The organism is Cognaticolwellia aestuarii (genome assembly GCF_002000025.1).
Lineage (GTDB): Bacteria > Pseudomonadota > Gammaproteobacteria > Enterobacterales > Alteromonadaceae > Cognaticolwellia > Cognaticolwellia aestuarii.
This window is the reverse complement of the sequence record NZ_MUZV01000010.1, coordinates 64,904-86,293: the sequence shown is the minus strand read 5'-3', so window position 1 is coordinate 86,293 and position 21,390 is coordinate 64,904. Positions and strand designations below refer to the sequence as shown.

Here is a 21,390-nt window from a genome sequence, read left to right as displayed (position 1 = left end):
ATCACTTAAGCATCGCGCGGCATACCTTTTTCAACCGAGCGAATTAAGCGTGCCGTTAAGCGCAAATTTTTATCTGTATCTAATGCTTGTTGTTTCAATGTCTGTTGCGCTATTGCCCACTCAATATGCTCGGCAACCATAGGCTCTGCCTCCAGTAGCTTTTCTGTTAGTGCTTCAATATTACGCGTGGAAAAATCAGCATTGCCTATTGCGACAGCTATATTGCGTTGCCAACATTGAAAACCAATACGGCGAATAGGTGACCCCTCAGTTTTGTTTAAAAATGTCTGCTCGTCCCATGCAAATAAGGTCAATAACGCGATATTATCTAAGTTCTGCCGAGGTTTGAAGTCGTCTTCACTGCCAAGTTTGGCAAACTTATTCCATGGACAAATTAATTGGCAGTCATCACAGCCATAAATTCTATTACCGATCAATGGTCGAAACTCGACAGGAATAGCATCACGTAATTCTATTGTTAGGTACGAAATACAGCGTCTAGCGTCAACAACATAAGGTTCTACAATTGCCTGTGTTGGACAAATTTTTATACAAGCAACACAAGTACCGCAATCGTTTTCTGGCTTAGTATCTGGTATTAAAGGTAGGTCAACGAGTAGTTCTCCGAGAAAAAACCATGAGCCAGCTTGCTTGTTAATCAGTAAGGAATGTTTACCAACCCAGCCTAACCCAGCTTTTTCGGCTAGCGGTCTTTCAAGTATTGGCGCGGAATCGACAAAAGGGCGATAATTAAAGTGTTCACAATGTGCCTTAATGTTTTCCCCAAGTTGCTTTAAACGCTTACGTATGAGTTTGTGGTAATCACGACCTAAGGCATAACGACTGATATAGGCATGATCTTTATTTTTTAAAATTTTGGCAAACTTTGCATCAGTAGGTAAGTAGTCCATACGAACACTAATAACATTAAGTGTGCCTTCGACTAACTCTTTTGCTCTTGCTCGCATTAAACCGTGACGCGCCATATAATCCATATTGCCGTGATAGTTATTCTCTAACCAACGAGTTAGTGCGGCTTCATGCTTAGATAAGTCAACATCGCTGATGCCTACTTGGGAAAAACCAAGCTCTTGGCCCCAAAGCTTGATCTTTTCTGTTAAATCTTGATAGTTAATAGTAGATGTAGTCATGGCAGCTGAATGTTCAAACGATAATGGTGGTATTGCAAGTGTCGAGAAGTTTAACACATCATACTTATAAGGTTAATCAACTACAGCGCTATGAAGCTGATGCAGCGCAACTGATAGGTATTAACCTATGGCAATTAATGCAGCGAGCTGGAGCCGCAGTTTTTCAGCAAATAAAAGAAAAATTTCCCGATGCCCGAAAGCTCATTATTATTTGTGGTAAAGGAAATAATGGTGGCGATGGCTATATTATTGCAGCATTGGCGCATCAAGCGGGTTTTTCGGTAACCGTTGTTGTGAACGGGGTACGAGAATCAATTGCTGATAATGCTAAACTCGCGTTGGAGCAGCTTGACGGTTTACCGATAAAGATTATGTTTTATCATGATGTTGCATTAGTTCAGCAAACCGTTAAAGACTTTCAAGGCGATCTACTGGTTGATTGTTTATTCGGAATTGGTTTCAACGGGCATTTGTCTGCTCCATATGTGGAGTTGATTACAGAGATCAACAATACGTTATGCCCTCGCGTGTCAGTTGATGTTCCTTCAGGTCTAAACGCTGACTTAGGGACAATATCGACAGTGGCAGTCAAAGCAACGTTAACGGTAACATTGATAGCCTATAAACAAGGTTTATTAAGCGGGCAAGCGGCTAATTTTGTTGGTAAGCTACAACTGGAAACATTAGCTGCTAATCATGCCTTAGCACAGCTCACTAAAGCGCTTTGTTTGGTACAAAATAAGCAAAACTTACCGGTTATATCGCCACGATTACCGTGTAGCCATAAAGGCCATATTGGACTTTTATTAGCCGTGGGAGGACACCATGCTTATACCGGAGCAATTTGTTTAGCTGCTGAAGCAGCGTTGCGTTCAGGCGCCTCGTTGGTTGGCGTTTGTTGTCATGAAATGTCTAGAACTCCCTTATTGACTCGTCGGCCTGAGGTGATGATAGCCGCAAATTCTCTACAAACATTGAGTTGCTCGCCGGTTTTAGATAAAGCTAAAAGCATTATTCTAGGGCCAGGGTTAGGGCAAGATAATTGGTCACAAGCTTTATTTGATTTTGTCATTCAATTACCACAGTCGAAAGTGATTGACGCCGATGCTTTAAGGTTACTGGCGAAAAAACCACTAAAAAATAATCAATGGATATTAACTCCTCATCCAGGTGAGGCTGCGGCTTTACTGGCTTGTTCGACAGCAGAGGTAGAAGCAGACCGTTTTTCTGCGGTGAAAAAAATTGCTTTGCAATATGGTGGAATATGCGTACTCAAAGGGGCAGGCACATTGATATCTGATGGTAATACTACTTGGATTAACCGCACTGGCAATCCAGGCATGGCAAGTGGTGGTATGGGGGATGTACTCAGTGGTATCATTGGTGCGCTAATTTTACAAACAAGTGATATATTGAGTGCTGCACGTTTAGGTGTCTATATTCATGGCCTTGCAGCTGATATTATTACTCAAAAACACGGGCAAATAGGCCTGTTGGCGAGTGATTTATCGCCCGAAATTCAACGGCTAATTAACCAATGGTAATTACGCTATAGATGCGATACTTTAGAAGTAATAACGATAAAATGAATGATTTTACAACGAAAAAAAATTATATATTAGCAGATGAACTGGCAACAATAGCCATGGGAAAACAACTTGCTGATATTGTAAAAAATGAGCTAAAACAAGGTGTTGTTGTTTTTCTTAATGGTGACCTTGGTGCAGGGAAAACCACATTAACGCGTGGGTTTGTTCAAGGAATGGGACATGTAGGTCATGTTAAAAGCCCAACCTATACCTTAGTTGAACCTTATGATTTACCTGATTGGCAGGTCTATCATTTTGATTTATATCGTTTAGCTGATGCTGAAGAACTAGAATACATGGGAATTAGAGACTATTTTAATAGTACGAGTTGTAGTTTTATTGAGTGGCCCGAAAAAGGCCAAGGTATGTTACCTGCACCAGATATGATTATAGATTTAGCCTACCATGACGAGCAACGCGAAATCTCTCTGCATGCTAAAACGATTTTAGGTGAAAATTTACTGTCAAAATTAGCGGAGTAATTACCACTACATATGAATAGCGGCTACGTATGTTACGTGTTCGTTCAGTATAGTTTGAGAATATAATAAGAAAATAACCAATGTATGAGTTATTTCAGATCGTGTCTTTTTAGAGGTAATAAATTTAATGCGTTTAGTGAGCTATATAAAACAATTACTGACGGTATTTTTGTTGTGTATCGGCCTATCGGCTGTTGCTTATGCAAGTAATAGCATCGAAAGTGTGCGGATATGGCCAGCGCCAGAAAATACACGAATTGTTTTTGATCTCAGTGAAAAACCTGATTTTAAATACTTTCCTTTAAAATCACCTTACCGTTTAGTCATAGATTTTAAAAATAGTAAAAACAATGCCGCATTAATGTCAGCCATTAATACCGATCGTCGAGTAAAAAAAATTCGTACCAGTACTTCAAAAGAAAAAGGCAGTACTCGTTTAGTACTTGAATTAGCGGAAGACTTCAGAGTTTCAGTTTTTCCACTTGCTCCAGCAGGACAATATGGTGATCGTTTGGTCATTGATCTCTACGATAAAAAGAGCCGAAGTATTGAAAAAAATGATAACAATCTAGGTAAACGCGATATTGTCATTGCGATTGTAGCTGGTCACGGCGGTGAAGACCCAGGTTCAATCGGGGCAGCGGGTACTTATGAAAAACGTGTCACGTTAAAAATAGCGCAAAAGCTAGCGAATTTAATCGATAAAAAGCCCGGGTTAAAAGCTGTAATGATCCGCAGTGGTGATTACTATGTTGACCACAATCGCAAAACAGAGTTAGCCAGGAAATCTAAGGCGGACTTGCTGATTTCTATTCATGCAGATGCCTTTACATCGTCGAAACCTAATGGTGCATCAGTATTAGTGCAAGCAACGCGTCGCGCAGATTCAGAGTTTACCCGATGGATCCAAAATCGAGAAAAAAATTCAGAGTTACTAGGCGGCGCGGGAGAAACTATCAGAAAAACCAAAGATAATAACTTAGCGATAGCCTTAGCTGACATGAAAAAAGAATACACTATGGCGAGTAGTTATGACTTTGCTGAGCATGTTGTCAAACAACTGAAGAAAGTGACCAAATTACACAAAAAGAAGCCTGAACGTTTAAGCTTAGCGGTGTTAAAGTCTTCTGATATTCCATCAGTACTAATTGAAACTGGCTTTATTTCTAACCCACAAGAAGAAAAACGATTGAACAATGCGCATCACCAACAGAAATTGGCTAAAGCTATATATACCGCTGTTGATGATTACTTTGCTCATAATGCGCCCGATGGCACACTGATTGCTGCTGCTCGTGTTCGAGAGCATAAAATTAGCCGTGGCGAGTCACTTTCCGTTGTGGCACAACGCTATAAAGTTTCAGTCAGTCAATTAAAATCAGCAAATAATCTCAAATCGAATGTTGTCAGAATTGGCCAAACCTTAAAAATACCACAGGCAGATTAATCCTCGCATGACCATTGCAATATTACCCGCTCGCCTCGCTAACCAAATTGCTGCAGGTGAAGTTGTTGAACGTCCAGCCTCAGTTGTCAAAGAGTTGGTTGAAAACAGTATTGATGCTGGCGCGAAAACCATCAAAATTGATATTGAAAAAGGTGGCGCAAAGCGGATCCGAATTAGTGATGATGGTAAAGGCATCGCTAAGGATGAATTAGCTTTAGCCTTGAGCCGACATGCCACCAGCAAAATTAAAGACCTTGATGACCTAGAAGCTATTAGTAGTTTAGGGTTTCGCGGCGAAGCCCTGGCCAGTATTAGCTCTGTGGCCCGTTTAACGCTGACCTCAAAGCCAGAATTACAAACGTCGGCATGGCAAGCAAATGCTGAAGGGCGTGATATGGCGGTCTCGATTAAACCTGCGGCTCATCCTAAAGGAACTACAATCGATGTTAGTGACTTATTTTTCAATACCCCGGCCAGGCGCAAGTTTTTACGTACTGAAAAAACTGAATTTGCTCATATTGAAGAAGTCATTAAGCGTATTGCTTTAGCACATTTTGATATTAGCTTCGTGCTCAGTCACAATCATAAAGTGATCAAACAATTTCGTGCGGCGAATTCATTAATACAGCGTAGTAAACGTGTTGCGCAAGTTTGCGGTCAGAAATTCATTGATAATGCCATTGAAGTTGACTGTGAACATGATGGGCTTCATCTGCATGGTTGGATTGCACAACCTAGCTTTTATCGTAATCAAAATGACTTAAGTTATAGTTACGTTAACGAGCGTATGATGCGTGATAAATTGATTAATCATGCTATTCGTCAAGCTTATGCGGACTTATTGCCCAGCGATGCTTATCCTGCTTTTGTTTTATTTTTGAAACTTGATTTTCGTGATGTCGATGTCAATGTACATCCGGCCAAACATGAAGTCCGTTTTCATCAAGGGCGTTATGTTCATGATTTTATCTATTCGGTGTGTAACCAAGCGTTGAAAAATGAACTAGCGTTTGATGTTGATCATAGTACCGGGGAAATTAGCCCTTCAGACACTAACCATGAAGCCCAGCATCAGTTAGCCGATCACGATACCAGCTTTGTAACGCCTTTGCGTGCTAGTGCTGATGTTAGTCAGCAAGCTCATACTGCAACTAATATTCAGTCATCGGATAACCGTGCCGAACGTGCCAGCAACCATGAAAACTTGCGTGCTAATGGCTATGCAAGCAGTGCAAATACTCATCACTATTCTCCAAAAATAAATCCGCAAGCGAGCAAGGCTTACAGTGACTTGATGACACCACTGGCGATTGACTCACAAATAACCGAGCCTGAGTTAATACCAGAAAATAACCGAACTTCGGCACAAGTTTCCCCTGCTGTGCTAAGCGCTAGTACTGAAGATGAAATGACAGAAACAACAGAAGCAACTAAAGTGTTGTTTTGGCAAGCACCGGATTGTTTATTATTTCAACAACAGCAAAGCTTACGAGTACTGTCGGTTAAAAAAATTGAATTATTACTCAAGCTGCAAACTATTAAGCAACGTTGGCATGAAAAGCTGGTTAGTCAGCCGTTATTATTGCCAATCAAAATATCTGTCAGTGAAAAAGTAGCAAAATTTGTTCAGCTCAATGCTGAGCAATTTCAACATATTGGCATGGATATACAATCGCTAAATAACCAGAAAGTACAAATTCGACAATTTCCCGCTTTATTGAGAAATAAAGATGTTGCTCATAGTTTTGATAGATTAATTAAGCAGTTAGATGTTGAGAGTCATGATGGCGTGCATGCAGATATTGACTGGCAAATGGCCTTAGCTGCGCTTATGCTGAGTGAGGAAAGTAGCCAAGCACATGCCTTGCAAATTTGGCGAAATGCGCAAAGACATTTTAATTGTCAATTTGAACAGCAACTACGCTTGAATTCTGTTGCCCTAGACCTCACATCATCTATAAATGAGTTAACGTAACAAATAACGGTATTGAATAACGTGCTAAACCAACAAAATATTGCTGCTAATCAGCCGCCTGTTATTTGTTTAATGGGGCCTACCGCTTCAGGAAAAACAGCTTTAGCGATGGCGTTATACGATGCATTACCTTGCGATATTATTAGTGTTGATTCAGCGCTGGTATTCAAAGGTATGGATATCGGTACGGCTAAGCCAACGGCAGAAGAACTGGCCGCTTATCCGCATCAATTGATCGATATTAGAGATCCGAGTGACAGCTATTCAGCAGCAGACTTTTGTCAAGACGCATTAAAGGCGATAGCGAAAAGTCGAGAAAATGGCCGGATACCCTTGTTGGTGGGGGGCACTATGATGTACTTTAAGAGCCTTATTGAGGGAATTTCGCCACTGCCTGAAGCTGACGAAAGCATACGCAAAAGTATTGCGTTGGAAGCGGCAGAAAAAGGCTGGCTTGCTTTACATGAAGAGTTACAGGGTTTTGACCCAGTATCAGCTGAGCGCATTCATCCTAATGATCCCCAGCGACTCGCTCGAGCAATTGAGGTATATCGTAAAACAGGTCACACTTTGACACAATTGACTGAAATAAAAGGTGATAAAGTCAGTGGAAATGTTTTACAGTTCGCCATAGCACCAAAAGAGCGCAGTGATTTGCATGCGCGTATTGAATTACGTTTTCAGCAGATGATTGAACAAGACTTTAAACAAGAGGTTATCGATTTAAAGCAAAGAGGCGATTTACACTTAGATTTACCTTCAATGCGTTGTGTTGGTTATCGACAAATGTGGCAACACTTGCAAGGTGATTATGATCATGATGAAATGATTTTTAAAGGTGTTTGTGCTACTCGGCAACTTGCGAAACGGCAATTAACTTGGCTGCGAAGTTGGCAAAACTTGCAATGGCTGCATATGGAAGATGAAAATAATTTACAAGTTATTTTATCGGCAGTAAGCAAAGTTTAAACATTGATGTATAATTAAATCAGTTGTGCATTAAGCAACTAGTTTAATTGAAAAATTTTAATAAAAATTGAAGCAAATATTTAACTTTACCTAAAAATAACAAAAGGGGCCAAATAATGGCAAAGGGGCAATCTTTACAAGACCCATTTTTGAACGCGTTACGTCGTGATCGCATTCCAGTAGCAATATACCTAGTTAATGGCATCAAACTACAAGGGCAAGTAGAATCATTTGATCAGTTTGTGATTTTACTTAAAAATACTGTAAGTCAAATGGTATATAAACACGCTATCTCAACGGTAGTTCCGGCTAGAGCAGTATCTACTATGCCAGCCCCACAAGCCAATCAAGCAGGCTACAATCAGGATTCAGAAGATTAATGGTAAAAGCTAGTATTGTATGGAGTCGCTCATTTGTTTGATAGGTATCAAGCAGGTGAGCAGGCGATACTTGTTCATTTAGATTTCCCAGATGATAACACCCGCGAAGATCTGCAAGAATTTGAAATGCTTGTTGATTCAGCAGGGATAACTGCGTTAAATACAATTACAGGTAAACGCAATACCCCTCACCCAAAATATTTTGTTGGAACCGGAAAAGCAGAAGAAATTGCTGAAGCTGTGCGTATGTTTGGGGCCAATATTGTTCTGTTTAACCATAGTTTATCGCCATCACAAGAAAAAAATATTGAAGCGCTGTGTGAATGCCGAGTTGTTGATCGGACCACCTTGATTTTAGATATTTTTGCTCAGCGAGCTCGTACGCATGAAGGAAAATTACAAGTTGAGCTAGCGCAATTACGCCATATAAGTACTCGGTTAATACGAGGTTGGACGCACTTAGAACGACAAAAAGGCGGTATTGGTTTACGTGGCCCTGGTGAAACTCAACTTGAAACTGATAGACGTTTGTTACGTGACCGTATGGTTAATATTCGTAAACGTTTAGAAAAGGTAGAAAAGCAAAGACAACAAGGGCGTCGAGCAAGAAATAGAGCTGAAATTCCAACCGTGTCTTTAGTTGGTTATACCAATGCGGGTAAATCGACTTTATTTAATAATATTACTCAAGCAGATGTTTATGCAGCAGATCAGCTATTTGCGACCCTAGATCCAACTTTACGTAAAATTGAGGTCGATGAGGTTGGCCGCGTTATTCTTGCTGATACTGTTGGCTTTATTCGCCATCTACCCCATGATTTGGTTGCAGCCTTTAAAGCAACACTAACAGAAACAAGAGAAGCAGAGTTATTATTACATGTTATTGATATTGCTGATGACCGACGCAGCGAGAATATTGAACAAGTAAACGAAGTCTTAACAGAAATTGAAGCAGGTGATGTGCCTCAATTATTGATTTGTAATAAAATCGATAAATTAGACGATGTTGAACCGAGAATTGATCGTGATGAACAAGGGTTGCCGATTCGAGTTTGGTTGTCAGCGCAACAAGGCGTTGGCATTGAGTTATTATTCGTAGCACTTGCCGAACGGTTAGGTAAGCAGATTATAGCGCATGAGCTTTGTTTGCCGCCCAGTGCCGGTAAACTTCGTGGTCAATTTTATCAATTAAATTGTATCACTGATGAGCGATATGACGAGCAAGGTAACTGCTTATTATCGATAAAGTTACCCGTTCGAGAATGGAATCAATTACTAAAACAAGATGAAGCCGAAATAGAGCGCTTTATTCAAACTTAACAGACTGATATATTAAGCAGTGTTTTATCGTTTATATAGCAGTTAGCGCATTAATTTTTTATAGCGGAGAGTACCATGGCTTGGAATGAACCGGGGAATAATGATAAAGATCCCTGGAAAAATAAAGGTGGCAAAAATCAAGGACCACCTGATTTAGACGATTTATTAAAAGATATTGGCAATAAATTTGGCGGTATTTTTGGTGGCAAAAACTCAGGAAACGGGTCTGGAAAAAGTTTTTCTAGCATCGGTATCATGTTATTGCTTATTGTGGCTATTTTCGTGTACGCCTTTAATGGTTTTTATACTATTAAAGAAGCTGAAAAAGGTATCGTTTTACGCTTTGGTCAATATGCCGGTATGGTTGAGCCTGGCTTAAGCTGGAAGTGGACTTTTGTTGATCGCATTATTCCTGTTGATATGCAAACCACACGTAACCTTCCTTCGTCGGGCTTTATGCTAACGCGAGATGAGAATGTTGTACGTGTTGAGATGGAAATTCAATACCGTGTTGTTGATGCGAGAAACTACATTTTTAGTGTTACTAACGCTGACGAAAGTTTAAGTGAATCACTTGATAGTGCCTTACGTTATGTTATTGGTCATGCAAACATGGATGACATTTTAACCAGTGGCCGTGAAGAAGTACGTCAAGCTGTTTGGCAAGAACTGGAAAAAATAATCGAACCTTACAACTTAGGTTTAATTATTGTTGATGTTAACTTTAAAGATGCTCGTCCTCCTGAGGAAGTAAAAGACGCCTTTGATGACGCTATTGCAGCACAAGAAGATGAAGTACGCTTTTTACGTGAAGCTGAAGCTTATGCTAGAGGCATTGAGCCTCGTGCTCGTGGTCGTGTTAAGCGTTTAGAACAAGAAGCGTTAGCGTATAAATCACAAATTTTACTTGATGCTGAAGGTGATGTAGCTCGCTTTAATAAGTTATTACCTGAGTACCAAGCAGCACCAGAAGTTACTCGTCAACGTATGTACTTAAAATCGATGGAAAACGTGTACAGCAATACCAGTAAAGTGATGGTTGATGTTGATGGTGGTAATAACATGATGTATTTACCATTAGATAAAATTATGCAGCAACAATCGGGTACCCAACGCGTTATTCAACAGTCATTGCCGACTGTAAACCAAAGTTCAAATGGTAATAATACATCGCCAACGTTATCCGGTCGTACTGATCGTTTCAATAATGGGAGAGGTTAAGCCATGAAGAATTTTATAATGGCAATTATTGCCTTAATATTGGTATTAACAGTTTCTTCTGTTTTTGTGGTTTTTGAAGGTCAACGAGGCATTGTTTTCCAATTTTCAAAAATTAAACGTGACGGTGATACCGGTGACATGAAAGTCTATGAACCAGGTTTACAGTTCAAGTTTCCGTTCATTAACACGGTACGTAAAATTGATGCGCGTATTCAAACCTTAGATGAAGCACCAGATCGCTTTGTAACGTCTGAAAAGAAAGATTTAATGGTTGATTCATTTGTTAAATGGCGCATCGTTGATTTTTCTACGTATTACTTACGTACTTCTGGTTCAATTGAAAACGCTCGTGCGTTGTTGAAACAAAAAGTTAACAATGGTCTGCGTACCGAAATTGGTACTCGTACGATTAAGGAAATTGTTTCTGGCGATCGTGATGACATCATGGCAAAAGCACTTGAAAGTGCTAAAAGTAGCCGTGAAGATTTAGGTATTGAAGTGATTGATGTTCGTATTAAAGCGATTAACCTTCCTACAGAAGTTAGTAATTCAATATACGAACGTATGCGTGCTGAACGTACTGCGGTAGCGAAAGAACATCGTTCACAAGGTCAAGAGCAAGCTGAAATCATTCGTGCAACCATTGATGCAAAAGTGACGGTAATGCTAGCGACAGCACAGAAGAACGCACAAGAAATTCGTGGTGAAGGTGATGCTTTAGCAGCAAAAGTTTATGCTGACTCATATAGCCAAGACGCAGAATTTTATAACTTCTTCCGTAGTCTTGAAGCTTATGAAAAAAGCTTTAGCTCTAAGAGTGATATCATGGTTGTTAAACCTGATAGCGACTTCTTTAATTACCTAAAAGACGGTAAAAAAACGAAGTAACTCTTAAGCGTAACCAGTTATCGAAAGCCATGACCTTGTCATGGCTTTTCTGTATCTAACGGCTAACTAACCTAAACTCTGGATAATGAGTGCTTGATAGTCAAATGAATCAACAGCTTAGGTGACAAAGCAAATGTTACAGCAAGCTGAACATCACTAATAGACACCATCAATGGCTTAAAAGGGAGGATTGAGCAAGTTCTGCTTATCCAGAGTTCAGGTTAACTAATAATTTATTGAGTAATTATAAGGTGAAATATGGTTTCTACATTACTGACAGCATTGGCAATTGCATTTATTCTTGAAGGATTAATCCCCGCACTGTTTCCAAATAAATGGCGGGCTTATGTGTTGAAATTAGCCAATGAACCAATAACGGCCATTCGCCAGGTTGGTGTTTTTTTATTGCTCATCGGTGCTTTATTACTTTGGGCGGTCAATTAAGGCTATTTTAAGGCAAATTAATTATCTTGCTAACTCTAAGCTATCAATAGCTTTTTTTATAACGCGTTAAAAATCAACAATTATTACTTGGACTCAATATTGATATTTGATAGAATCCCCGCCTAATTTTCTTACCAATATGTGAACATGGGTAAAAACGTCGTAGTTCTAGGCACCCAATGGGGTGACGAAGGTAAAGGTAAAGTCGTCGACTTACTTACTGATAAAGCCAAATATGTAGTGCGCTATCAAGGTGGCCATAACGCTGGTCATACACTAGTCATTAACGGTGAAAAAACCGTTTTACATCTTATTCCATCAGGCATCTTGCGTGAAAACGTAAAATGTTTAATCGGCAATGGTGTAGTTCTGTGTCCTAAAGCCCTGATGACAGAAATGGCAATGTTAGAAGAACGTGGCGTCCCTGTACGTGAACGTCTTTTAATTAGCGATGCTTGTCCGTTAATTCTTCCTTATCATAACGCTTTAGATGCTGCTCGCGAAAAAGCACGTGGTAGCAAAGCTATCGGTACTACAGGTCGTGGTATTGGTCCAGCTTATGAAGACAAAGCCGCTCGTCGTGGTTTACGTGTTGGTGATTTATTTTGCGCAGAATCTTTTGCGACTAAGTTAAAAGAAATTATGGAATACCATAACTTTGTTTTAACTCAGTACTACAAAGCTGAGCCAGTTAGTTATGAAGCAGTGCTAGCTGATGCTATGGCAGTTGCTGAAGTAATTAAAGGTATGGTTGCTGATATCTCTGAAATGCTAGATCAAGCGCGTAAAGCGGGCGAGCCTATCATGTTTGAAGGTGCTCAAGGTACATTACTTGATATCGACCACGGCACATACCCATATGTAACTTCATCTAATACTACTGTTGGTGGTGTTGCCACGGGTAGTGGTTTTGGTCCTCGTTACTTAGATTACGTGCTTGGTATTACTAAAGCTTACACAACTCGTGTTGGTTCAGGCCCATTCCCAACTGAACTTGATGACGAAATTGGTCATCATTTAGGTACAGTTGGCCATGAATTTGGTGCAACTACTGGTCGCGAACGTCGTTGTGGTTGGTTTGATGCTGTAGCAATGCACCGCGCTGTGCAAGTGAATAGCATCAGTGGTTTTTGTTTAACTAAACTTGATGTACTAGACGGCTTAGAAACCTTAAAAATCTGTATTGGTTATAAAACGGCTGAAGGTGAAGTTATCACTGTGCCACCAACTGCAGCTGAAGGTTACGAGAAAATTACTCCAGTATATGAGTCAATGCCTGGTTGGAGCGAAACAACAGTAGGTGCTACTTCTGTTGATGCTTTACCTGCAAATGCAATCGCATACATTAAACGTATTGAAGAAGTGACTGGCGTACCTGTTGATATTATTTCTACTGGTCCAGATCGTAATGAAACAATGATCTTAGTTAATCCGTTTGACGAATAGTAAAATTTATTTCGTTTAACGTTACTTTAAAAACCACCGGCTAGGTGGTTTTTTTATGCCTGAAATTGTTCACTTATCCAGATAATTAGGGCCTGACACATACCTTCATAAACTAGCGAATATTTCATTTTTAGCCTGGTCAGGTTGACCACTTTAACGATTAGGCTGCAAGAGAAATAACTAAACAGTCGCTAACTTCTTCTATCTGTCATGAAATGATATTAAGTTAACTAAAACAAGCATTTTAGTTTGATAGCTTCTACTTAACTCGCTTATAACTTGTTCAAGCAACAGGAAGGCCTTTTTACGATGAATAGTTAAGGCTTTATGCTGAATATTCAGCTAAGTAATGTGAAATATGGAACGGCTAAGGCTATATTATTTATAGCTTGTAGCGAAATAATATATATAAAACAGCTTGAAATTAGCAAGCACATTGCAATAACATAGAAAATGATGATATTGAATATAAGCATCATGAATTATTGCAGTGCGAACATTGCAATCGAATTAACTCACGCATTAGCCCCACATATTAGGAATAGACATGACAGATCTTCGTCAACAAGCACTTGATTATCACGCTTACCCGACACCAGGAAAAATTAGCGTTGAATTAACGACTCCAGCTGAAACCAGCTATGATCTCGCGCTCGCTTATAGTCCAGGTGTTGCGGAGCCAGTTCGTGCTATTGCTGAAAACCCTGATGATGTTTATAAATATACTGGTAAAGGTAATACCGTTGCAGTTATTACTAATGGTACGGCAATTTTAGGCTTAGGTAATTTGGGGCCTATGGCCTCTAAACCGGTAATGGAAGGTAAAGCATTATTGTTTAAACGTTTTGCTGGTATTAATTCTTTTGATATTGAAGTTAAACATAAAACTGTCGAAGACTTCGTTAATACTGTTGCCAACATTGCTGATAGTTTTGGCGGCATTAACTTAGAAGATATTAAAGCACCTGAATGCTTTGCTATTGAAAAAGCTCTTATTGAACGTTGTAAAGTACCTGTGTTTCATGATGATCAACATGGTACCGCAATTGTAACTGCAGCCGGTATGATTAATGCGCTGGAGATTCAAGGCAAAGAGTTACGTCATGCCAATATTGTCTGTATGGGCGCTGGTGCCGCGGCAATTGCATGTATGGAGCTTTTAATTAAGTGTGGTGCGCAACGTGAAAAAATTTACATGCTTGACACTAAAGGGGTTATCCATACTCGCCGTGACGATCTAAATGAATATAAACGCTTGTTTGCTAACAACACAGATAAACGCACACTTAATGAAGCTATTGATGGTGCTGATGTATTTGTTGGTGTGTCTGGACCAAACGTACTCTCAGCTGAGCAAGTAAAGTTAATGGCTGCTAAGCCTGTTATTTTCGCCTGTTCTAACCCTGATCCTGAAATTAAGCCAGAGCTTGCTATGGCAACCCGTGATGACCTAATTATCGCGACCGGTCGCTCAGACTATCCAAACCAAGTAAATAACGTGCTTTGTTTTCCTTTTATTTTCCGTGGTGCATTAGATGTTCGTGCACGTACAATAAATGATGAAATGAAAATTGCAGCTGTCCATGCTATTCGTACCTTGGCAAAAGAACCGGTTCCTGCTGAAGTATTAGCGGCGAGCGATAGTGAGAGTTTAGAGTTTGGTAAAGACTATATTATTCCTAAGCCAATGGATTCACGTTTACGCTCAGCGGTAGCTATTGCGGTTGCACAAGCGGCGGTAGACTCAGGTGTAGCTGCTTTGGAAATGCCTGAGAATTATAACGGCTAAGTTGTTAATCGAAAAATTTAACTGTATTCAGTTGTTGAAAAGGGAAGCGTTATGCTTCCCTTTTTGGTTTCAGTTTAAGCTAGAACAAAGCACGCACAATCACAAATTTAGTTAAAATAACCTGAACTCTGGATAATGAGTGCTGCTTATCCAGAGTTCAGGTTAAATATATTGCTAGAGCAAGTAATAAAGGACTGAGTACTGCGCTCATGACAGAAACTGCCATGGCGGTAATTATGTTAGTCATTACCGTGTTATTTAACTTTAATCGTAAAACCACAACCAGGGCAATTAGCATTGGCAGTAGCGTTACATAACTAATCATGGCTAGCTTTAGCTTCAGTAAAATAAAACATGTCGTGATCATGGCAAGTAAAACAAAAACAAAATACACATAAAGGCTGATATTAATACCGTACTTAATTGGAAAATTATTTCGTCCAACGCTTTTGTCAGGCGCTATATCGGGAAACTGATTGATCAGTAGTAAGTTATTAGTGAGGAAAAACGGCACCAGCGAAACTGATAAAATAGTAGCGTTAATGGTACCAGATAAGACAAAATAAGCGCCTAAAACCATCAAAGGCCCAAAGGCAAATCCACAAGCGATTAAACATAAAATAGCCTGCTTATTCAACCATTGGGTATATAAAACAATAATAGCCACACCAACAATGCCAATAGCGAGCAGTGGAAAGCCCACGCTTAAGGTGAAATAAAGCCCAATGCTAATGGTAATACCTAAGAATAATACCGTCATTTTAGCGATCAATTTCGCAGCTGAAGGCCTGGCTATTAAAGCGCCACTGCCACCACTAAAAGGGGTTTTGCTCGTTAAGGCATCTAGCCCACTCTGAAAGTCTTGATATTCATTAAGCAAATTAACACTAATATGTGCTGCTAAGGCGCCACTCATTACTAGCACAGCATCCATGAGCTTTATATCGACACCGGTTGCTAATGCTGCAGCAATACTGAGTAAAATTACTGAGCAGGTGAGCAACAGAAACGGTAAACGCATTGCTAAAATTAAAGCGACTAACTTATTATTCATACTGTCCTGCCATTAATGTAAAGTCCTTAAGTACAGCTTACGAACTATACTCATGCACAACCAAGATACAAGTTTCAGCTCAATCCTGACATTTGAAGTCACCGTGAGATATATAAGAGTATTAGATATTTGTGCTAAATAAATACTCGATTACATCAACAAATAGCTGAAAATTAATCCATTAAGTAATGGCTTTTATATTGAGCCAATATCCAGCATAATAACCTCGAAATATCGTGGCCTAATTGTGACAAGTGAAATTATTGATGACGAATGAAATGAATTCAGAAATAAAAGCCTACCTTGCTGACTCAGAATTATTACTCAACGCGGTTGGTGAAGGGATATATGGCTTAGATGCTCAAGGGCGAGCAATTTTTATTAACCCCGCAGCTGAAGCGATGACAGGCTGGTCTTCTACTGAGTTGCTTGGCAAAAATATTCATCAATTTCATCATCATAGTTATAGTAATGGTGAACCTTATCCTGCTTGTGATTGCAAAATCTTTAATACGGCAATTGATGGTATTTCTCGTCAAGTCAGTGGCGAAGTGTTTTGGCGAAAAGATGGGAGTAGTTTTCCGGTTGAATATACCACACAGGCGGTTTATAAAAATAATCACTTGATCGGTGCTGTCGCGGTATTTCGTGATGTAAGCCAGCAGCAACAAATTGAATTAGCATTGCGTAGTGCGTTAGAAAACGTGCAGTCTCTTACCGAGCAACTTAAAGCTGAAAATACTTATTTACAGAATGAACTTGCCCAAGAGTGGTCGTCTGCAGGCTTAGTAGGTAAAAGTGCCATTGTCAGACAAATGCTGTCACAAGTTGAACTGGTAGCACAAACCGATAGTACGGTATTGATTTTAGGAGAGAACGGTACAGGTAAAGAGCTTGTTGCCCGTAATATACATGCCCTTAGCCAACGTAAAAATTCTACAATGGTGAAAGTTAATTGCGCAGCCTTTACACCTAGCTTGTTGGAGTCAGAGCTTTTTGGTCATGAAAAAGGTGCATTCACTGGCGCTGTTGAACGCCGCAAAGGGCGTTTTGAACTGGCTAATGGTGGCACACTGTTTTTGGATGAAATTGGTGAGCTATCAATGGAAGCGCAAGGGAAGTTACTACGAGTTCTACAAGAGCAAGAGTTCGAAAGGGTCGGTGGTAGCGAAACCATCAAGGTAAATATACGTATTATCGCTGCTACCAATCGTGATCTATCGACGATGATTGCCAATGGCACATTTAGAATTGACCTATTCTATCGTTTAAATGTTTTTCCTGTGACCGTGCCGCCACTACGTGAACGTCAAGAAGATATACCACTATTATCACAGGCAATTATTGCGACATTAAATACAAAGTTGGGAAAAAGCATTAGCGCGATAAGCAATCGTAGCTTAACACAACTTATGCAATATCAATGGCCTGGCAACATTCGAGAGTTACAAAATATCCTCGAGCGTGAAATGATTTTAAGTTCAACATCAATTTTAAATTTTAATTTTAAAAGTAGCGAAAAAGCAGTAGCGCCAAAGTTAGCAGAAACTTTAGCGCAAGTTGAAGCTCGACATATTTTAACGACATTGAAAGCATGTAAATGGCGTATTGGTGGTGATATGGGGGCAGCTAAACAATTAGCTTTACCTGAAAGTACATTACGATCTCGTATGAAAAAATTGCACATTAGCCGACCCAGCTAGTTAATTTATTTATCAAGTTACACGATATATCGTGGTTCTGCGATATGTCGTGTATTTTTCAGGTCTTGTATTTTAACTGAATATAAAAATACACTTATTAAACATGTGGTTAAAACACTCGTGTAACTTGGTTCATATTTTGCTATTGGCAATTATCCTAACGTTAGTACTAGTAGTAAATCATGAAGTTTGATTATAAAGCAGAAGACTTGATCATTAAGCCATACAAGTCTGAATCCCCAGTTTATGTTCGTAAACAAAAAGGTCGTTATCAACGAGTTCGACAATTCACAGGTTTAGCCTTTGTTTTGTTATTTGTGTTAATACCTTGGATTAATTTTCAAGGTCATCAGGCGGTGTTGTTAGACATCGCTAAACAGCAATTCCATGTTTTTTCACAAACATTTTTCCCACAAGATTTTACCCTTTTAGCTGGGCTGCTGATTGTTAGTTGTTACTTACTCTTTTTTGTCACTACTTGGTTAGGGCGAATTTGGTGTGGTTATACTTGCCCGCAAACAGTTTGGACTTTCAGTTTTATCTGGGTTGAAGAGTGGCTAGAAGGTAGCCGTAACCAGCGTATCAAGCGAGATAAACAGCCAACTACGTTCGATACCTTCGCAAGAAAATCGGCTAAGCACCTTATTTGGGGGGCAATGGCATTTCTTACTGCCAGCACTTTTATTAGCTACTTTTTACCGGCTAGAACATTGTATGTTGACTTATTTCAATGGCAATGGGATGGCTTAACCACATTCTGGGTAATGTTCTTTGCTGTTTGTACTTATGGTAATGCGGGTTGGCTAAGAGAAAAAATGTGCATTTATATGTGCCCATATTCACGTTTTCAATCAGCTATGTTTGATAAAAATACGTTACTGGTGGCGTATGATAAATTACGTGGTGAAAATCGTGGTCGTCGTAAACGTAAAGACGATCCTAAGGCGCTGGGTTTAGGCGATTGTGTTGACTGTAATCTTTGTGTTGAAGTTTGTCCGGTTGGCATCGATATTCGTAATGGCTTGCAGTATGAATGCATTAACTGTGGTGCTTGTGCTGATGCCTGTGATCAAACCATGAGCCAGTTTAATTATGCGAAAGGTCTTATTAGCTATACCAGTGAAAATGCGTTGTTAGGTAAAAAAGCCAAGCTGCTCAGACCAAAAATTATCGGTTATGGTATTTTATCGATATTAGCCATGCTATTTATGGTTTATACCATTCAGGTGCGGGTGCCAATTGAATTTTCAGTTTTACGTGATCGTGGGGCATTATTTCAACTCGACTTTCAAGACAATGTGACCAATAGCTACTTATTAAAAATTACCAATAAGTCGAAACTTGATCGACAGTTTGACATCAATGTATTGAATAGCAATGTTACCTTAAGTGTGGCAAATGAAATACTAATTAAAGGCGGTGAAATCGTCAGTGTGCCGGTACATTTAACGATGACACCTGAAGAGATCACTGAGCGTGTCAGTGAAGTATCATTGCAGGTCAGTGTACATGATATGCCAGAAGTAAAAGCGATAACCGTAACCAAGTTTTTCTCGAATTAACTTACTGCACTGCGGCCTTGCGCCATTATTGTTCAGCGTATAGCCATTGATGAGTTACAAGTAAAAAAGACGTTATATAAACGTCTTTTTTTAATTTATTTACTTTCATATACGCTAAAATACCCGCTTCTCTACTGACTAAATTTTCAACAGCGGTCTGTAAAATAGCTAAATTATGATAGTTATACCCAAACCACTTGAAAATGCAGGATTCAGCAAGTCGAAAAAGGGTTAGCACCAAGGCATTGATTGAAAGGAATGGTTGTTCCATTGTCGAAATCAATAACGCCGGAGATGACCCTTTATCGCCTTGCCCTGCGGGAGCTAAGCTAGAAAATCAGTGCAGCGTTGCAGCACTTGATAAGGGAATAACCATTATCTGCGTGCTGTGCCTTGCGCTGATTTCCTAGCTTAACTCTGAAACTGCATTTTCAAGTGACTTGGGTATAAGTACTAAACATAGCCGCTACTATCAATTATGAGTAACAACGCATGACGACAACCATAAAACAAAGAATATCAAATATCGCCCTCGTGGTTGAAGACTACGATGATGCCATTGCTTTTTATACCAAAAAATTGAACTTTCAGCTTATTGAAGATACTGAATTAGGTGGCGGAAAACGTTGGGTACAAATATCACCACCAAACGGTAATGGCACAAATATATTATTAGCTAAGGCGAGCAATGCGCAGCAAAGTCAATCAGTGGGAAATCAAGCGGGTGGGCGAGTATTTCTATTTTTACAAACCAATGACTTTTGGCGTGACTACCAAGAAATGAAAGCGCAAGGTGTTGAATTTACCGAAGAGCCGCGCGAAGAAGAATACGGCACAGTGGTAGTATTTAAAGACTTATATGGCACGCAATGGGATTTACTGCAGTTACATAATGCCAGCTGGTAGTGCTTAATTTGTTACGGTTTTATTCTTTGGTAACTTAGCTGACACAAATAAGTTTAAGTTGTTGGTTTAAATTACTAAAATATAGCTAAATTAACATTCCTCAATTAATATTGTTTTTATAGTTAACTGAAATTAAAGGATTTTATTTTGGTTTGTTAATTGCTTATAACTTGATGTTTAATAAATAATAAGGATTTATAATGAGAAATGTAATTTCGTTTATAGTTTTGTTGGCATTTGGTTTTATTGTTTACACGCAATTTTCTGAAATTGCTTATAAATTTGGTTTTGCTGAATTAAAAAAAGTCGCAGTGTTACAGAACGATAAAAAAATTAAAGTAAAATGTGACGCTTATGCTTGGGGCTTTTTTGATGAAATTAAAATTGAGAATCGTTTTCAAAAATGTGTCAATGATTACCAAGCTGAAGGTTATATCATGATTACTGATTTAAGTACGTCAGCACAATAAAACTCAAAACACTTTACTTGATACTTTATTTTAGCGCATTAAAGCAGCTTGAAATTTCATACGACGTGCTAAGCATCATTTTGCAAGGCAATAAAAAAGGCGCTTTAAGCGCCTTGTTTTATTTATAAAGCGCTAGGCTTTATTTTAATCTTCAATTTCTGCTTCGTATTCACTAAAGTCAGTAATACCTTGTGCTTCTAACGCTCTGCGCACACTTGCGGGTAGTTTTTGTGTGTTGTCTTTTGCTAAGTCACCATCATCTGGCAAAGGTTGGCCAGTAAAAGCATGTAAAAATGCTTCACATAATAGTTCACTGTTAGTTGCATGACGTAGATTATTTACCTGACGACGTGTTCTTTCATCAGTTAATACTTTTAACACACGTAAAGGGATAGACACGGTGATCTTTTTTACTTGTTCACTTTTCTTCCCGTGTTCGGCGTATGGGTTAATATATTCGCCATTCCACTCTGCCATGAATATTCCTCTATGCTTAATTAATTGCGATAAACCTACAGGCGCAAAATCTTTTAGTTAGATTTGTTGGTGATAAGTTTATTCTTAGCTGCTGATTTTACTGGTTGTGGGGCGGTA

20 protein-coding genes are annotated in these 21,390 nt (G+C 39.3%); 16 read left to right on the top strand and 4 right to left on the bottom strand.

What is annotated here, in order from left to right; translation table 11 throughout:
• Positions 1-5: 5 nt before the first annotated feature.
• The gene (gene queG, locus B0169_RS15200; protein ID WP_077287525.1) at positions 6-1,151 is read right to left on the bottom strand and encodes a tRNA epoxyqueuosine(34) reductase QueG; all 1,146 of its coding nucleotides are present in this window, start codon (positions 1,149-1,151) and stop codon (positions 6-8) included.
• Between the two features lie 38 nt (positions 1,152-1,189).
• On the opposite strand from queG, the gene B0169_RS15195 reads away from it, so the two are divergent.
• From B0169_RS15195 to B0169_RS15140, 12 genes are all read left to right on the top strand, one after another.
• Positions 1,190-2,695, top strand: coding sequence for an NAD(P)H-hydrate dehydratase (locus B0169_RS15195; protein ID WP_158077104.1), 1,506 nt, complete (start codon positions 1,190-1,192; stop codon positions 2,693-2,695).
• A 41-nt stretch (positions 2,696-2,736) separates the two neighbouring features.
• Entirely contained in the window at positions 2,737-3,222 is a 486-nt protein-coding gene (gene tsaE, locus B0169_RS15190; protein ID WP_077287332.1) for a tRNA (adenosine(37)-N6)-threonylcarbamoyltransferase complex ATPase subunit type 1 TsaE, read from the top strand.
• A 127-nt stretch (positions 3,223-3,349) separates the two neighbouring features.
• Positions 3,350-4,669: an N-acetylmuramoyl-L-alanine amidase gene (locus tag B0169_RS15185; RefSeq protein ID WP_077287330.1), complete on the top strand. Its 1,320-nt coding sequence runs from the start codon at positions 3,350-3,352 to the stop codon at positions 4,667-4,669.
• Between the two features lie 7 nt (positions 4,670-4,676).
• On the top strand, positions 4,677-6,644 hold the full coding sequence (mutL, locus tag B0169_RS15180) for a DNA mismatch repair endonuclease MutL (protein WP_077287328.1): 1,968 nt from the start codon (positions 4,677-4,679) through the stop codon (positions 6,642-6,644).
• A 72-nt stretch (positions 6,645-6,716) separates the two neighbouring features.
• Positions 6,717-7,613 (top strand): tRNA (adenosine(37)-N6)-dimethylallyltransferase MiaA, encoded by an 897-nt coding sequence (gene miaA, locus B0169_RS15175; RefSeq protein ID WP_077287523.1) that lies wholly within the window; start codon positions 6,717-6,719, stop codon positions 7,611-7,613.
• A gap of 116 nt (positions 7,614-7,729) precedes the next feature.
• The gene (gene hfq / locus B0169_RS15170) at positions 7,730-7,993 is read left to right on the top strand and encodes an RNA chaperone Hfq (RefSeq protein WP_077287326.1); all 264 of its coding nucleotides are present in this window, start codon (positions 7,730-7,732) and stop codon (positions 7,991-7,993) included.
• A gap of 33 nt (positions 7,994-8,026) precedes the next feature.
• Positions 8,027-9,313 (top strand): ribosome rescue GTPase HflX, encoded by a 1,287-nt coding sequence (gene hflX / locus B0169_RS15165; protein ID WP_077287324.1) that lies wholly within the window; start codon positions 8,027-8,029, stop codon positions 9,311-9,313.
• Positions 9,314-9,388: 75 nt separating this feature from the next.
• Complete coding sequence (gene hflK / locus B0169_RS15160; RefSeq protein WP_077287322.1) at positions 9,389-10,534, top strand: FtsH protease activity modulator HflK; 1,146 nt, start codon at positions 9,389-9,391, stop codon at positions 10,532-10,534.
• Between the two features lie 3 nt (positions 10,535-10,537).
• A complete protein-coding gene (hflC, locus tag B0169_RS15155) occupies positions 10,538-11,422 on the top strand; it encodes a protease modulator HflC (RefSeq protein WP_077287320.1) in 885 nt (294 codons plus the stop codon).
• A gap of 258 nt (positions 11,423-11,680) precedes the next feature.
• On the top strand, positions 11,681-11,866 hold the full coding sequence (locus B0169_RS15150) for a DUF2065 domain-containing protein (protein ID WP_077287318.1): 186 nt from the start codon (positions 11,681-11,683) through the stop codon (positions 11,864-11,866).
• A gap of 147 nt (positions 11,867-12,013) precedes the next feature.
• Positions 12,014-13,312, top strand: a complete 1,299-nt coding sequence (locus B0169_RS15145; protein WP_077287315.1) for an adenylosuccinate synthase — start codon at positions 12,014-12,016, stop codon at positions 13,310-13,312.
• A gap of 547 nt (positions 13,313-13,859) precedes the next feature.
• A complete protein-coding gene (locus B0169_RS15140) occupies positions 13,860-15,101 on the top strand; it encodes a malic enzyme-like NAD(P)-binding protein (RefSeq protein ID WP_077287313.1) in 1,242 nt (413 codons plus the stop codon).
• Between the two features lie 157 nt (positions 15,102-15,258).
• Here B0169_RS15140 and B0169_RS15135 read toward each other — a convergent pair whose 3' ends face one another.
• Positions 15,259-16,155, bottom strand: a complete 897-nt coding sequence (locus tag B0169_RS15135) for a prenyltransferase (protein WP_077287311.1) — start codon at positions 16,153-16,155, stop codon at positions 15,259-15,261.
• 278 nt (positions 16,156-16,433) lie between these two features.
• Here B0169_RS15135 and B0169_RS15130 point away from each other — a divergent pair, with 278 nt between their 5' ends.
• Together B0169_RS15130 and ccoG are read left to right on the top strand one after the other, a co-directional pair.
• Complete coding sequence (locus B0169_RS15130; protein WP_077287521.1) at positions 16,434-17,858, top strand: sigma-54 interaction domain-containing protein; 1,425 nt, start codon at positions 16,434-16,436, stop codon at positions 17,856-17,858.
• A 182-nt stretch (positions 17,859-18,040) separates the two neighbouring features.
• Entirely contained in the window at positions 18,041-19,420 is a 1,380-nt protein-coding gene (gene ccoG / locus B0169_RS15125) for a cytochrome c oxidase accessory protein CcoG (RefSeq protein ID WP_077287309.1), read from the top strand.
• A gap of 25 nt (positions 19,421-19,445) precedes the next feature.
• Here the strand turns inward: ccoG and B0169_RS15120 are convergent, their stop codons facing one another.
• Entirely contained in the window at positions 19,446-19,691 is a 246-nt protein-coding gene (locus B0169_RS15120) for a hypothetical protein (protein ID WP_077287307.1), read from the bottom strand.
• Positions 19,692-19,912: 221 nt separating this feature from the next.
• Here B0169_RS15120 and B0169_RS15115 point away from each other — a divergent pair, with 221 nt between their 5' ends.
• Entirely contained in the window at positions 19,913-20,326 is a 414-nt protein-coding gene (locus tag B0169_RS15115; RefSeq protein ID WP_077287305.1) for a VOC family protein, read from the top strand.
• A gap of 200 nt (positions 20,327-20,526) precedes the next feature.
• Entirely contained in the window at positions 20,527-20,796 is a 270-nt protein-coding gene (locus B0169_RS15110; RefSeq protein ID WP_077287303.1) for a hypothetical protein, read from the top strand.
• Between the two features lie 144 nt (positions 20,797-20,940).
• On the opposite strand, the gene metJ is transcribed toward B0169_RS15110, so the two are convergent.
• Positions 20,941-21,273, bottom strand: coding sequence for a met regulon transcriptional regulator MetJ (gene metJ, locus B0169_RS15105; RefSeq protein WP_077287301.1), 333 nt, complete (start codon positions 21,271-21,273; stop codon positions 20,941-20,943).
• Positions 21,274-21,390 lie beyond the last annotated feature (117 nt).